Below are 16,799 nucleotides of genomic sequence, written 5' to 3'. Positions count from 1 at the left end.
CAAGATTTATTAGGTAAAAAGAATCGATGAGTCACGCAAGCATTAAGGGAAACCAACTCACCGAAAGTTGTACAAATTTAGTAGAACTCCTACAAAATAGAGCGTTACACCAACCAGAGCAGAAATATACATTTCTGTTAGACGGAAAAACTGAAACCGCCAGTTTGACTTATCGAGAGTTAGATGCGATCGCCCGATCGCACGCCGTGCGACTTCAGACATTGGGGCTCAGTGGCGAACGAGCCTTACTGCTTTTCCCGCCAGGATTGGACTATCTCGCCGCCTTTTTTGGATGCTTGTACGCCAAAGTGATCGCGGTTCCCCTCTATCCGCCGAAGCTGAAACGGAATTTAGCGAAAATTAGTGCGATCGCCCTAGATGCAGGAGCAACAATTGCGATCGCTCCCACACGACACCTGGAAAATTTAGAGCAGCTATGCGATCGAGCGCCGCAACTCGAAGCGATGCGTTGGCTGAGTGCAGAGGCGCTTGCCGATGACGGCGAAAAGTGGCAGCAGCCACCCATCCATCCCGACTCCGTGGCTTATCTTCAGTACACTTCCGGCTCAACCTCCACGCCTAAAGGCGTAATGGTGAGCCACGCCAACGTTTTGTACAACATCGAATACATTCATCGAGGCTTTGAGCACGATTCCGAAAGCGTTGCCGTAACATGGCTTCCCCCCTTTCACGACATGGGGTTAATTGACGGATTGCTCAAACCTTTGTATCTGGGAATTCCCTCTTACTTCATGCCACCAGCCGCGTTTATTCAGAACCCGATGTGCTGGTTGGAAGCGATTTCGCGCTACAAAGCTACCCACAGCGGCGGGCCAAATTTTGCTTACGACTTGTGTGCTAGCAAAATAAGCAAAATGTTGGGCGATGGCCAAAAAATGCTCGACTTGAGTAGTTGGCGCGTGGCTTATAACGGCGCAGAACCGATCCACAAAGAAACCCTAGAGCGATTTACCAAAGCTTTTGAGCCCTGGGGTTTTCAGGCGGATGCCTTTTGTCCTGCTTACGGAATGGCAGAAACAACGCTAAAAATTGCCACGGTTCGCAGCGGGATAACACCGACTTTCTTAGCTGTTGATGCTGGGGCGCTGGAAAATAATCACATTGTAGAAGTTGTCGAAGGCGAGGGGGGCGCGAGAACTTTAGTCGGCTGCGGTTTCCCTGAATTTGGCACTAAAGTTGCGATCGTCAATCCCGAATCTCTGACGCAATGCCAGCCGCAGGAAGTAGGAGAAATTTGGGTAGCTGGCCTCACAGTTGCGCGAGGCTATTGGAATCGCCCAGAAGAGACAGAAAAAACCTTTCAAGCATATCTTTCAGATACCAGCGAAGGGCCATTTTTGCGAACAGGAGATTTAGGCTTTTTACGCGATCGAGAACTGTTTATTACAGGGCGACTCAAAGATTTGATTATCATCCGAGGTCGCAACCTTTACCCACAAGATATAGAAAGAACGGCAGAGCGCAGCCATCCCAGTTTGCGGCCAGGGGCGATCGCGGCCTTCTCGGTGGAAGTCGCAGGCGAAGAACAGCTCGTTATCGTGCCAGAATTACAATCTCGCAAAGCGCCGGATCATGCCGAGGAAATTATCAGCGCCATCCGATCCCGCATTGCTCAAGAATATGAAGTGCAAGTTTATGGAGTAGTGCTGATTAAGCCCGGAAGCATTCCGAAAACGACCAGCGGTAAAATTCAACGTCGCGCCGCCTATGCTGACTTTCTAGCTGACAATTTGGAAGTAGTCGCCAGTAGCGTTTTAGAGTTAGCTGATTCGGTGGAAATAGACAATCAACTAACGCGAGAAATTCTGCTGACAGCAGAGTTACAAGAACGGCAGTTGCTTCTTGAGGCTTACCTTTGGCAGCAGGTAAACCGCCGGGGAATTCATTCCCCGGCTAATAGCCAAAGTCGGCTAAGGCCGACTGAAATCGATCAACCACTCAGTAGCTTTGGACTAGATTCTTTAAGAATTTTTGAGTTAAAAAATCAAATAGAGAGTGACTTGGGCGTTACTGTATCGGTTGCCGATTTGTTTGAGGATAGGAGCATTGCTCGACTGGCAGTGCAAATTCTAGAGCAACTAACAGGAAATACCAAAGCAGCCGTCATTGAACCTGTTTCTCGCTCGCGCCATCTTCCCCTGTCTTTTGCCCAAGAACGCTTGTGGTTCTTCGACCAATTGGAACCGGGAAACCCCTTCTACAATCTCTGCGGTGCGGTTCGGGTGACGGGGCAACTTAATGCAGAAGCACTCCGGCAAAGTATTGAGAAAATTATCGAGCGACACGAGATTTTAAGAACTGCATTTGCTGGTGGAGAAAAAGAACAGATACAAGTTATTTTTGAGGCGAAAGTTTTCCCATTACCGCTGATAGATTTGAGCGATCGCTCCCCGGAGGAACGCGATAAAGCAGCGCAAAAACTGTCTGCGGAAGCAGCAAAATTGCCCTTTGATTTAACTCAACCACATCTGCTCCGTGCCAAACTTCTGCGCCTATCTGAAACAGAACATACCCTGCTTTTATCCGCCCACCATATCATTTTTGATGGGTGGTCTTTGGGCGTATTTTTACGGGAGCTAGCGGCATTTTATGAAGGATTATCTAATAAGAATTTAGCCACGATTCCACCGCTGCCAATTCAGTATGCAGACTTTGCAAGTTGGCAGCGCCAACAAATGCAGGGAGAAATATTAGAAGCTCAACTTACTTACTGGAAGCAGCAGTTAAGTGGCAGCGCAGCGGTTCTAAATTTACCAACAGACTTTTCTCGTCCCGCTGTTCAAAGTTACAAGGGAGGTCGGCAATTATTTGAATTGCCAGAGCACTTAACCGAGGCAATTACGCAATTGAGTCGCCGCGAAAAAACTACTCCATTTATGACATTGCTGGCAGCATTCAAAACACTGCTTTACCGCTACACGGGGCAAGAAGATATCCTCGTCGGTTCACCAATTGCCAGCCGCAACAGCAGCAAAACCGAATCATTAATTGGATTTTTTGTCAATACTTTAGTCCTGCGATCTGACTTAACCGGAAATCCCACTTTTCGAGAGTTCCTGGGTCGCATTCGGGAGGTAACTTTAGGCGCTTATGCACACCAAGAATTGCCATTTGAAAAACTCGTAGAAGAATTGCAGCCGAATCGAGATTTAAGTCACTCGCCGTTATTTCAGGTGATGTTTGCCTTTCAAAATGCCTCTGAATTTGCCTTAGAATTGCCAGGTTTAAGCCTGAACTGCCAACAGATTCACAGCGGCACAGCAAATTTCGATTTAACCCTGGAATTAGAAGCCACAGCAACAGGTATTAGAGGGTGGTTTGAATACAGCTTAGACTTATTTGAATCGGCTACGATCGCGCGAATGGCGAGGGTTTTTCAGAACTTATTAGAAGGCATCGTTGCGAATCCATCCGCGCGTTTATCAGATTTACCGCTGCTTGCAGAAACAGAGCGCCAGCAACTTCTATTTGAGTGGAATAATACTCAAACAAATAACTTTCAAAATGCCTGTATTCATCACTTGTTTGAAGCGCAAGTGGCGAAAACACCTGATGCTGTTGCGGTGCAATTTGAATGCCAAAGTTTGACCTACCGAGAACTGAACGATCGCGCAAATCAACTTGCCCATTATTTGCACTCTTTCGGCGTAAAACCAGATGCCATAGTCGGCGTTTATATGGCGCGATCGCTCGATGCGATCGTCGGAATTTTAGGCATATTAAAAGCAGGCGGCGCTTATTTGCCCCTCGACCCCATCTATGCTAAAGAACGCCTCGCCTTCATGTTAGAAGACGCTGGAGTTAGCGTATTGCTAACGCAAGCAGAATTAAAAGCAGAAACGCCAACCCAAAATAATATCTCTGTGATTTGCTTGGATGCAGAATGGCAGACGATCGCTAAACAAAATAAGTCAAATCCTGAGACCGCCGTTTTGCCAGAAAACCTCGCTTATATCATCTATACATCGGGGTCTACCGGCAAGCCAAAAGGAGTGATGGTGCAGCATCAATCTTTGGCGAATTATACGCAGGCTGCAAGTGTCGAATATGGCATCGAACCAGGCGATCGCATTCTCCAATTTGCTTCCCTCAGCTTCGACGCCAGCGCCGAAGAAATCTATCCCTGTTTAACGCGAGGCGCAACTTTGGTACTGCGCGGAAATTCCATGTTAGACAGCATTTCTTCCTTCCTGCAAAAATGCCGGGAATGGCAAATCACCGTCTTAGATTTACCGACAGCTTACTGGCGCGAATTAACGGCCAGACTCAGCACCGAAAAAGCAGAATTTCCACCATCAGTGCGCTTGACAATTATTGGCGGAGAAACTGCACTTTCAGCATCCCTGAATCAGTGGCAAAAATGCGTTTCAGAAAAAGTACGACTTGTCAATACTTACGGCCCCACAGAAACAACCATTGTCGCCACGTGGTGCGACTCTCTCCCCTCTGCGCCCTCTGCGCCCTCTGCGGTTAAAAACTCCCCAAAAACCTTGCCGATTGGTCGTCCAATTCCAAATGCCCGCACCTATGTACTCGATGCTAATTTGCAACCCGTTCCGATCGGAGTCCCCGGCGAACTTTATATCGGAGGTGCGGGCGTTTCCAGAGGATATATCAACCGTTCGGATCTGAATCGAGAAAAATTTATTCCCGATCCTTTTAGCAGCAAGCAAGGCGTTCGCGAAGCGTGTGCGAAGCACTCTCGCCTTTACAAAACAGGCGATTTAGTCCGCTATCTCCCCGACGGGAATTTAGAATTTCTCGATCGCACAGATCGCCAAGTGAAAATTCGCGGTTTCCGCATAGAGTTGGGAGAAATTGAATCCACACTCAGCCAACATCCAGACGTGCAAGAAGCCGTCATTCTGGCGCGTGACGAAGATTCAGCCGGAAAGCGCTTAATCGCCTACCTCGTTTTAAACTCAGCAGTCAGCATTGACAACTCTGCACGGATTAAAAATCTGCGCTCTTTTCTCCAGAAAAAACTGCCCGATTATATGGTTCCTGCTAGCTTTGTGTATTTGGAAGCGATGCCATTAACGCCAAACGGTAAGGTAGATTTTAAAGCTTTTCCCGCACCGGAAACCAACAAGTCAGACGCCGATTTTATCGCTCCTGAGACTTTAGAAGAACAAGTATTAGCTGATATTTGGGCTGAGGTTCTCGGCTTAAAACAAGTGGGAATTAATGACAATTTCTTCGAGTTGGGAGGTCACTCTTTGCTGGCAACTCAACTGATTGCCAAGGTGCGCGATCGCTTTCAAGTCGAGCTATCGTTGCGCTGTCTGTTTCAATCCCCCACTGTCGCCAGTTTGGCAGTTGCGATCGCACAAGCTAAGAGCCAGCAGTCGCGCGAACCCCTGATTTCACTGCCCGCGATCGCCCCCGATCCTCAAAATCGCTACCAACCATTTCCGCTCAATGAAATGCAGCAGGCGTACTGGATCGGGAGAAATAGCTTCTTTGAAATGGGCAATGTTGCCATTCACGGCTATGTAGAAATTGAGAGCGACGAGTTAGATTTAGAGCGGTTTAGCCTCGCGTGGCAGCGAGTTGTAGAGCGTCACGATATGCTGCGGGCGATCGTACTTCCGAATGGACAGCAGCAAATTCTGGAAAACGTACCCGCTTATAAAATTGAGGTTTTGGATTTGCGATCGCTCGATTCAAAAGTTGCCGGCGAACAACTCGAAGCAATTCGCGATCGGCTTTCTCACCAAGTGCTGCCGCTCGATCGTTGGCCGCTATTTGAAATTTGCGCTTCGCAAATGAACGATCGCATTCGCTTGCATCTCAGCATTGACGCTTTGTGCATAGATGGCTGGAGTTTTCAAATTTTGTTTGGTGATTTGGTCAAGTTTTACCGCAATCCTAATACTACGATCGCCCCCTTGCAACTTTCTTTCCGCGACTGCGTGTTAACCACGATCGCCTTAGAAAACTCCCCATTTTACCAGCAATCCTTAGATTACTGGCGAACTCGCCTCAAAACCCTGCCACCAGCGCCGGAATTGCCCCTCGCCAAACACCCGAATTCCTTAACGCAGCCGCGATTTAAACGCTGGAGCGATCGCTTAGATTTCTCAACTTGGCAGCGACTCAAAACGCGCACAGCTCGCGCCAGCCTCACTCCTACGGGCTTATTGCTGGCCGCCTATGCGGAGGTTCTGTCTCTGTGGAGCAAAACGCCTCGGTTTACCCTCAACGTGCCGCGCTTTAATCGGTTGCCTTTGCATTCTCAAGTTGAGGAAATTATCGGAGAATTTGCGTCATTTACTCTGCTAGAAATAGATAACTCAAAGCAAGAAAGTTTTGAAGTACGAGCCAAGCGATTGCAAGAACAACTTTGGCAAGATTTAGAACACCAATATGTCAGCGGCGTGCGGGTTTTACGAGAACTCGCCCAAGCGCAAGGTACAACTGCAGCGCTGATGCCAGTCGTGTTTACGATCGATCCGCAAAACGCGCCAGGGGAAGATTCCTCTATCTTCTCTCTCATTCAAGAATTGGGAGAACTGGTTCACATCATCGGTCAAACGCCGCAAGTTTGGATCGACGCGCAATTTACCGAAACCGCTGACGGGCTTTCTTTTAGCTGGGATGCGGTGGAAGAACTTTTCCCGCCAGGGATGATTGACGATATGTTTGACGCCTATTGCAGCCTATTGCAAAGCCTCGCCAATGAAGAGGAAACTTGGCATAAAACGGTGCAGTTTCAGCAAGCCTTTACTAATAGCATTGAAGCACCCATTCCCGATGTATTGCTGCATGAATTGTTTGCTGAGAAAGTCGCGTCGCGATCGCACGAACCAGCCGTCATTACGCGCGATCGCATCCTCACCTACGAGGAACTCTATCTGCGATCGAATCAAGTCGGTCATTGCTTGCGAAATCTCGGAGTTCGCCCTAATCAATTGGTTGCCGTCGTCATGGAGAAAGGATGGGAGCAAATCGTCGCTGTCTTGGGAATTCTAGCCTCTGGAGCCGCTTATTTGCCCGTAGATGCGGCGCTACCAAAAGAGCGGCTGTGGTATTTGCTGGAAAATGGCGAAGTTGAGATTGTTTTGACGCAATCTCAGTTAAATCAACGCTTGGAATGGCCGAAAAATGTGCGGCGAATTTGTCTTGATACTGAGGAATTAGCAACAGAAAGCGGCGAAGCTTTGGAATCAGTGCAGGAGGCGGAAGATTTAGCTTATGTGATTTATACTTCCGGCTCAACTGGCTTGCCGAAAGGCGTGGCGATCGCGCACCGAGGTGCAGTCAATGCGATCGCTCAGACCAATCAAGTGTTTAATGTGGCTGACTGCGATCGCGCGATCGCAGTCACCGCACTGCACCACGATATGTCCGTTTACGATATTTTCGGCATCCTAGCAGCCGGGGGTGCGATCGTCATTCCCGATGCCACACAACGGCTAGACCCCGCTCACTGGGCAGAATTGATGGTAAAAGAGCGCGTCACCATTTGGAACTCGGTTCCCCCGATGATGGAAATGCTGCTCGATTACGCTGGCGGACGTTCTGAAGTGTTGCCAGATTGCTTGCGCTGGGCGTTTCTCGGCGGAGACTGGATTCCAGTAACGCTGCCCCAGAGGTTAAGGGCGATCGTCAAAGAATGTCGCGTTGTCAGTGTCGGCGGCCCAACTGAAACCACTCTCTGGAACATCTGGTATCCGGTAGAAACAGTTGATTCTTCTTGGAAGAGCATTCCCTACGGATCGCCGATCGCCAATACACGCTATTACATTTTGAATGAAAGGCTAGAAGACTGTCCCGTCTGGGTTGTCGGCGAGATGTGCTGTGCCGGAGTTGGGCTGACAAAAGGATACTGGCGGAATGAAGAAAAAACTCGCGCCAGTTGCGTCACGCACCCTGTCACGGGCGATCGCTTGTACCGAACGGGAGATTTAGGGCGCTTCCTCCCTGACGGCAATATCGAATTTTTAGGACGAGAAGATTTCCGCCTTAAAATTCGAGGATTCCGCATCGAAGCAGGAGAAATTGAAGCTGGTTTGAACGAGCACCCAGCAGTCAAAGCATCCATTGTCACCGCATTCGGAGAAAATCACAGTCAAAAGCGCTTAGTAGGGTATATTGTTCCCCAACAAAATGCTGTCCTTGCGACTGAAGAATTGCGCCAATTCCTGAGCGAAAAGCTGCCCGATTATATGGTGCCGTCTGCATTGATAATTCTGGACGCGCTGCCACTTTCGGCGAACGGGAAAGTTAACCGTAAGGCTCTGCCCGAACCGGATGCTGCAATTCCAGAAGCCAAGAATTTTGTCGCGCCTCGCACTCCTATTGAGGAAATGTTAGCGAGAATTTGCTGTGAGGTTCTCGGCATCGAACATTTAAGCATTACCGATAACTTTTTTGAACTAGGAGGAAATTCGCTGCTGGCAATTCAATTAGCAGCAAAGGTACGAGAAAATTGTCAGCTAGAATTGCCTTTGTGCGATATTTTTGCAGGACGATCGCTCGCCGTACTTGCAGAAAAGATTAATGATGCCAAGAACAAAAATGCGGTCGTTGAAGAACCCGCGATCGTTCCCGTTTCGCGATCGGCGTACCGCAGGTCACTGTCATCTTTGCGCTAACCACAAATCAGTGATGAGTCATGAGTTAGCAGCCAATAATATCATGTCTGTTCGATTGACCGTTATTCCTGTAGGGGCGGGTTCGCCAATATCTTTACTAAAAACGATAAATCTCGTAAACCCGCCCCGCCCAAGATATTACCTCATAACCAATCGCCAAATATCGGCTGCAATCCCAATTACCAATTACCAGTTACTAATCCAATGACGGTGCATTTTTCCGAAAAACTTCCAACAGATACTCGCGACTCGGCGAATGGTTCCGAAGAAGAAGTATTTGCATTTCCCACCTCTTTTGCCCAGCAAAGACTGTGGTTTATTGACCAATTTGAACCGGGAAACCCTTTTTACAACCTTCCGGCGGCTGTGTTACTAAAAGGCAGGCTAAATGTAGTAGTGCTAGAGCTAAGTTTCCAGGAAATTGTGCGCCGTCACGAAGCTTTGCGGACGACATTTGCCACTGTAGACGGTCAACCCATGCAGGTGGTTGGTCAGAAATTTAATTTCGGGCTGCAAGTTTTAGACCTGCAACAATTGGCGGAAACTCAGCGGGAAGAAAAAGTAAAACAACTGGCGGCAGAAGAAGCTAGGAAACCTTTTGATTTAACCAAAGGGCCGCTGTTGCGAGCTAGTTTGCTACAGTTAGATGCTGAGGAATATGTCTTGCTGCTGACGCTACACCACATTATTTTTGATGGCTGGTCAATTGGAGTCTTTCTGCAAGAATTAGCAGCACTTTACGAAGCGTTTTCGATTGGCAAACCATCCCCACTTCCCGAACTTTCGATCCAGTACGCCGATTTTGCTATTTGGCAGCGGGAATGGCTTGCGGGCGATCGCTTGCAAACTCAACTTAACTACTGGAAAAAGCAGCTTAATGGTGTTCCCCCCTTGCTGGAATTGCCAGCCGATCGCCCCCGTCCCCCGGTGCAAACCTATCGGGGTGCGAAAGAATCATTCCTCATCCCGAAAACGCTAAGGTCAGCCCTCAAAAAGCTCAGCCGCCAGGAAAATGCCACCCTGTTTATGACCCTGCTAGCAGCCTTTAAAACGCTGCTCTATCGCTATACAGGACAGGCAGATATCCCCGTTGGCTCTCCCGTCGCCAACCGCAACAGAGCGGAAATTCAAGGGCTAATCGGGTTTTTTGTCAATACTTTGGTATTGCGAACTGATTTGTCAGGCGATCGCACTTTTCGGGAGTTGCTCGATCGCATTCGGGAGGTGAGTTTAGGAGCTTACGCTCACCAGGATTTGCCGTTTGAGAAACTGGTTGAAGAGTTGCAACCCGATCGCAATTTGAGCTACAATCCACTGTTCCAAGTTGCTTTTGTTTTGCAAACTGCACCTGTTGCTGCGGAATCAATAGCCGGACTCAATCTCACTCTTTTAGATGTTGAGAATCAGACAGCAAAAGTTGACTTAACCCTGCATTTAGAAGAACAGCAGGAAGAAATTAGCGGTCAGTTTGAATACAGCACAGATTTATTTGATGCAGCCACAATCAATCGGATGGCGGGGCATTTTCTCAGGTTGCTGGAGGGCATAGCTGCCAACCCAGATCGGCGGATTGAAGAGTTGCCGTTGCTGGGGGAAAAAGAGCGGCATCAGTTGTTGGTAGAGTGGAATGACACCCGCGTCGATTATTCGAGCGATCGCTGCATTCATCAATTATTTGAAGCGCAGGTCGAGCGAACTCCCGATGCCATTGCCGTTGTATTTGAAGACGAAAAACTCACCTACCGCGAGCTGAATGAACGAGCCAACCAACTCGCGCATTACCTGCAACAATTCGGCGTAAAACCAGAAGTTTTGGTAGGGATTTGTGTCGAGCGATCGCTTGATACGATCGTCGGTATTCTCGGAATTTTAAAAGCCGGGGGCGCTTACGTTCCGCTCGATCCAGCCTACCCGCGCGAGCGCTTAGCTTTCACGTTAGAAGACGCTCAAATTTCCGTGCTGCTAACCCAGCAAAAATTGTTAAAAATTCTGCCAGAATGCAGCGCAAAAGTCATCGGATTGGATGAGTGGGAAGAGGAACAGAATTTTTCGGAAAAGTCAGGTTCTGATTTTAAATTAAATCAGCAAAACCCCTCTAAGTTAGCGTATGTAATTTATACGTCAGGTTCCACGGGCAGGCCCAAAGGGGTTGCGATCGAACACCGCAGCGCCGTTGCCTTTTTGCACTGGGCAAAAGAGGTTTTTTCGCCCGAAGAACTGGGAGGAGTTCTCGCCTCGACATCTATTTGCTTTGATTTATCAGTTTTCGAGCTATTCGCGCCTCTAAGCTGGGGCGGCACAGCCATCCTGGCAGAAAATGCCTTGCACCTGCCCACTTTAAAAACAGCGGAAAAAGTAACGCTGATTAATACCGTTCCCAGCGCGATCGCAGAACTGCTGCGAATCAACGGCATTCCCGAAACAGTCCGCACCGTCAATTTAGCTGGCGAACCGCTGCCGAATACTTTAGCGCAGCAGCTTTACCAGCTTCCTCACATTCAGAAAGTCTTCAATCTTTACGGACCTTCAGAAGATACCACCTATTCAACCTTTGCTTTAATTGAAAAAGGTGCCGAGAGAATGCCACCCATTGGCAGCCCGATTGCGAATACGCAGATTTATTTATTAGATCGAACTCTCAATCCCGTGCCGCTGGGAGTGCCGGGAGAACTGTATATTGGCGGCGAAGGATTGGCCAGAGGCTATCTGAATCGTCCCGAATTAACGACTGAGAAATTTATTCCAACTCCTTTTAGCAACTCACCAGACGCGCGCCTATACAAAACTGGCGACAGGGCGCGTTATTTGCCAGATGGAAATATCGAATACCTGGGGCGAATTGATAGCCAAGTGAAAATCCGGGGCTATCGCATCGAATTGGGAGAAATTGAGGAAACCCTGAGACAGCACTCCGCCGTGCGGGATGCTGTGGCGATCGCGCGCGATGACGGTTCCGGCAACAAGCGCTTAGTCGCTTATGTAGTGCTTAACCAAGACAAACTTCCCAGCATCAGCAACCTGCGCGGCTACCTGCAAGAAAAGCTGCCGGAATACATGGTGCCTGCTGTGTTCGTAACGCTGGAATCGCTGCCACTAACTCCCAACGGCAAAATCGATCGCAAGGCACTACCCGCACCGGAGCGCGATCGGCCAGAACTCGAAGAGGCCTTCGCCGCGCCTCGCACAGCTATTGAGAAAATTTTGGCAGAAATTTGGGCGCAAGTATTGGGGTTAGAACAAGTGGGAATTGACGACAATTTCTTTGAATTGGGCGGCGATTCTATCCTCAGTATTCAAGTCATTTCTAAAGCCAATCGAGCGGGGTTGCAACTTACACCAAAACAACTGTTTCAACACCAAACCATTGCACAGTTAGCAGCCGTCGCCAATACAACTGGAACCAAACAATCGGAACAGGGATTAATCATTGGCGAAGTTCCGCTGACACCGATTCAGCACTGGTTTTTCGAGCAAAATCTCTCCGATCCGCACCATTGGAATCAGGCGGTGCTTTTAGAGTTGCGGCAACCTCTCGAACCTGCATTAATTGAGTCAGTTTTGCAAGAATTGCTGAAGCACCACGACGCGCTGCGCCTGCGTTTTGTGCGAGGAGAATCTGGCTGGCAGCAGTATCTCGCCAATCCCGACGAGGTTGCGACCTTTACCTGCATTGATTTGTCATCGCTACCTTCAGAAAAGCGAGAAGCCGCTTTCCAAACCGCCGCCACTCAGTTGCAAGGCAGTTTGAATTTGTCAGAGGGGCCATTACTTCGCGCTGCCCTATTTGACTTGGGCAAACATCAGCCAAATCGCTTGTTATTAGCCATTCATCACTTAGCGGTTGATGGGGTTTCTTGGCGAATTTTAATTGAGGATTTCCAGACAGCTTATGGGCAGATTAGCCGGGGTGAAACAGTCGCGCTCCCGCCCAAAACAACCTCATTTAAGCAGTGGGCAGAACGCTTGCATGAGTGGGCGCGATCGCCCGAATTGCAGGGAGAGTTCGATTACTGGTTCGCCCTTTCTCGCCAACCAATTTCTCGCTTACCGGTGGATTTCCCCACAGCAGCCAATTTAGTTGCATCTGAAAAGACAGTATCCGTTGCTTTGAGTGTTGAAGAAACAAAACTGCTCTTACAAGAAGTACCTGCCGTTTACCGCACTCAAATTAACGATGTATTGCTAACTGCTTTAGGTCAAGCATTTGCACGCTGGACAGGCAATAACTCACTTTTACTTGACTTAGAAGGTCACGGGCGCGAAGATATATTTGAAGGAGTAGATTTGTCGCGCACAATCGGCTGGTTTACAGCAGTTTTTCCTGTTCTGTTAAATTTAGAACAACCTTCCGATCTAGGGGCTACTCTCAAATCAGTGAAAGAGCAGTTACGCGCAGTGCCAAATCGCGGTATTGGCTGCGGTGTTCTAGAATATTTAAATCCAGAAATTGCTAAAAATTTGCACAACTTGCCGCAAACTGAGGTAAGCTTTAATTATCTCGGACAGTTTGACCAAGTGCTGCCGAAATCTTCTTTATTAATGCTGTCTTCCGAGCCGAGTAGCCCCATTCGCAGCCCACGCGGAAATCGGCGTTACCTGCTGGAAATTAACGGATTTATTGCCAGCGGCAAGCTGCAATTAGATTGGACGTACAGCGAAAATATTCACCGACGAGAAAGCATTGAAAATTTGGCAACGGGCTTTATAGAATCGCTGCGATCGCTAATTAAATACTGTCAGTCCCCCGACGCCGGCGGCTGCACTCCTTCTGACTTTGCAGAGTTTAAGTGGAGCCAGTGGGGCCAGGACGATTTAGACAACATTACCGCAATTTTGGGAGAGCTTTAATATGATCAATGGCAATATCGAAGATTTTTATCCCCTCTCCCCAGCGCAGCAGGGCATTCTCTTTCATTCCCTTTACCAGCCAGAATCGGGCGTATATTTCGGGCAACTGCTATGCGTCTTGCGCGGCGATCTCAATGTTTCTGCATTTAGAAATAGTTGGCAAAAAGTTGTAGAGCGACATCCCATTTTGCGGACTTGTTTCGTGTGGGAAAATTTGAAAGAACCCGTGCAAGCAGTGCGTAAAGAGGCGGCATTATCTTGGCAGGAAATAAACTGGCGATCGCTCTCGGTCTCCGAACAACAAGAGCAGCTAGAAACGTTCCTAAAAGCCGATCGCGCTCAGGGCTTTGACTTGACATCAGCTCCCTTAATTCGCATTGCACTGGCGCAGTTAGAAACAGATACTTTTCAGTTTATTTTGAGCCACCACCACTTAATTTTAGATGGGTGGTCGCTGGCGATCGTTCTTGAGGAAGTTTTTGCATTTTATCAAGCGTTTTGCCAGGGCGAGGAATTGCACCTCAAACGCCCTCGCCCTTATCGGGATTACATCGCGTGGCTGCACCAGCAAGATTTATCTGCGGCTGAGTCATTTTGGCGGCAAACTCTCAAAGGTTTTGCAGATCCAACTGCGATCGCCCGGGGCAATATTGTCGCGGGAAACCGTTTAGAAAGTAGTGGCGAACAGCAGGTGATATTTTCTGCAACAGCCACCGCCGCACTGCAATCTGCTGCGCGGCAGCATCAGCTAACATTAAATACCCTCGTACAGGCAGCTTGGGCGCTACTTTTGAGCCGATATAGCGGCGAGGAAGATGTGGTTTTTGGTACGGTTGTATCCGGGCGACCGCCAGATTTAATGGGTGCGGAATCGGTAGTGGGGCTGTTCGTAAATCCTCTGCCAGTGCGCGGAAAAATTGACCCACAGGAGGTTATTTTATCCTGCTTAAAACAACTCCAATCGCAACAAGTTGAGGCGCGGCAGTATGAGTACAGCCCCCTAGTTGAGGTGCAGGGGTGGAGCGAAGTTCCTCGGAGTTTACCTTTATTTGAGAGTTTCGTCGTTTTTGAAAATTATCCTGTGGATGCTTCTTTGCAAGAGAAGATTCACAACTTAAAAGTAGAGAATATTCGCTCCTTGGAAACAACGAATTATCCTCTAACGGTGATGGCGATGCCCGGTGCGGAATTGACGCTGAAAATTATTTTCGATCGTAGCTGCTTTGAGGACAGTGCGATAGCGCGAATGCTGGGACACCTGCAAACTTTACTGGAAGGAATGGCTGCCAATCCTGAGCGGAAACTGTCAGAATTGCCCCTATTGAGCGCCGCCGAACGCCAGCAATTACTTGTCCAGTGGAACGACACCCAAGCGGATTATCCCAAAAATTCCTCAATTCACGAATTATTTGCAGCGCAAACAGAGCGAACCCCAGATGCAGTAGCTGCTATTTGCGAAAATGAACAATTGACTTACCGAGAATTGAATGCCAAAGCCAACCAAATCGCACATTACCTGCAATCTTTAGGTGTAAAACCCGAAGTTTTGGTGGGAATTTGTTTAGAGCGATCGCTGTCGATGCTGGTGGCAATTTTGGGCATTTTAAAAGTCGGTGCCGCTTACGTTTCTCTCGATCCTGCTTATCCCCAAGAACGCCGATCCTTCATGCTGGCCGACGCAAAAGTTCCGGTGCTTTTGACTCAAAAAAACCTCCTAGAAACCCTCCCCGAACACAGCGCTAAAGTCGTCTGTATCGACGCCGAATGGCAGGAAATTTCTCGCGAGAGCGATCGCAACCCCGCTGTTAAAGTGCCAGCCGAAAACCTCGCTTACGTCCTCTACACTTCCGGCTCGACAGGTACTCCCAAAGGCGTACTCGGCACCCACCGAGGCACAGTCAATCGCTGTTTTTGGAACCCCTACCCTTTTATCGAAGCAGATATTTGCTGTCAAAAAACGTCCTTAAATTTTGTCGATTCGGTTTGGGAAATCTTTGCTCCTTTGCTGCATGGGTTGCCCACTATCATTATTCGCGATCGAGCCGTCAAAGATATTAACCAATTCCTTCAAACCTTATCAAAGCAAAATGTAACCCGACTGGTGCTAGTTCCTTCTTTGTTGCGCGCTATCTTAGATTCCTTCCCTGATTTAGACAGGCGTTTGCCTCAATTAAAGTATTGGATTTGCAGCGGAGAAACTCTGCCGCTGGAACTAGGCCAGCAATTTCGAGAGCAGATGCCCCAGCGGGTATTAATCAATCTTTATGGCTCTTCTGAAGTAGCTGCGGACGTGACGTGGTACGATGCAACTCACTGTGTCGAGAAAGTTCCAATCGGTCGCCCGATCGCCAACACGCAAATTTATCTGCTCGATCGCAATTTGCAACCCGTTCCCATAGGAATTCCCGGCGAGATTTACGTCGGCGGCGATGGATTGGCACAGGGCTACTTAAACCGCCCCGACTTAACCTCGGAAAAATTCATTTCTCACCCGTTTGGGCAAGAAAAATTAGATTTTCTCGGTAATACTCATCAAAAAGTTTTGTTCAAAACAGGCGATATCGGTTGTTACCTGCCGGATGGTAATATAGAATTTCTGGGCCGTGGCGATTGCCAAGTAAAAATTCGCGGTTTCCGCATCGAACTCGGAGAAATAGAGGCAGCGCTTTCTCAACATTCTTCTGTGTCCACCGCTGCTGTTTTGCTTCAGGAAAATGCACCGGGCAGTCAACGCCTAGTCGCTTACCTAGTTCCTAACTCAGGGTTGAGAAATCAGCACCCAGAACTAATTTCCGAACTGCGTTCATTCTTGAAGCACAAACTGGCCGATTACATGGTGCCTTCAGCTTTTGTGCTATTAGATGCGCTGCCCTTAACGCCCAACGGAAAAATTAACCGCCTCGCCTTATCTCACAGGTGCGATTACGTTTCTGATGAAACAGCCTTCACTGAGCCACAAACGCCCACAGAGAAAGAAATTGCTGAGATTTGGACTGCTCTTTTAGGGCTAGAAAAAGTAGGGACTAACCAAAACTTTTTTGACCTCGGCGGTCACTCTCTGATGGCAACACAGTTAATCTCGCGAGTGCGATCGTGCTTTGGGGTAGAGTTAGCGATGTGCGATTTTTTTGCCGCTCCCACCATTCAGAATTTAGCTGAACTAATCGAGGAAGAAATTCTGGCAAAGGCCGATGCTAACCAGATAGATAAATTGCTCGATTTTTTAGAAAAGAGTGAGGGAGAGTCAGCACAAACTGTGATGCTGACTGAGTAAATATCGGGTGGCAAAAAAACACAAAGAGCTCTTTTTCCCTTAAGGCTTCGGTGGGG

The 16,799-nt window shown here is 48.4% G+C and carries 3 protein-coding genes; all 3 read left to right on the top strand.

The genetic code is table 11. The features are described 5' to 3' along the window. Nucleotides 1-26 precede the first annotated feature (26 nt). The 3 genes from QUB37_RS06430 (at nucleotide 27) to QUB37_RS06420 (ending at nucleotide 16,743) form a co-directional block, all read left to right on the top strand. Nucleotides 27-8,621, top strand: a complete 8,595-nt coding sequence (locus tag QUB37_RS06430; protein WP_333160218.1) for an amino acid adenylation domain-containing protein — start codon at nucleotides 27-29, stop codon at nucleotides 8,619-8,621. Between the two features lie 204 nt (nucleotides 8,622-8,825). Then, the gene (locus tag QUB37_RS06425; protein WP_333160216.1) at nucleotides 8,826-13,469 is read left to right on the top strand and encodes an amino acid adenylation domain-containing protein; all 4,644 of its coding nucleotides are present in this window, start codon (nucleotides 8,826-8,828) and stop codon (nucleotides 13,467-13,469) included. A gap of 1 nt (nucleotide 13,470) precedes the next feature. Beyond that, nucleotides 13,471-16,743 (top strand): amino acid adenylation domain-containing protein, encoded by a 3,273-nt coding sequence (locus QUB37_RS06420; protein ID WP_333160214.1) that lies wholly within the window; start codon nucleotides 13,471-13,473, stop codon nucleotides 16,741-16,743. The last annotated feature ends 56 nt before the right edge of the window (nucleotides 16,744-16,799 follow it).

Source organism: Microcoleus sp. AT3-A2 (genome assembly GCF_036705685.1).
GTDB lineage: Bacteria > Cyanobacteriota > Cyanobacteriia > Cyanobacteriales > Microcoleaceae > Microcoleus.
Note: the sequence above shows the minus strand (reverse complement) of the source record. Positions and strands in the feature narration are given on the sequence as shown.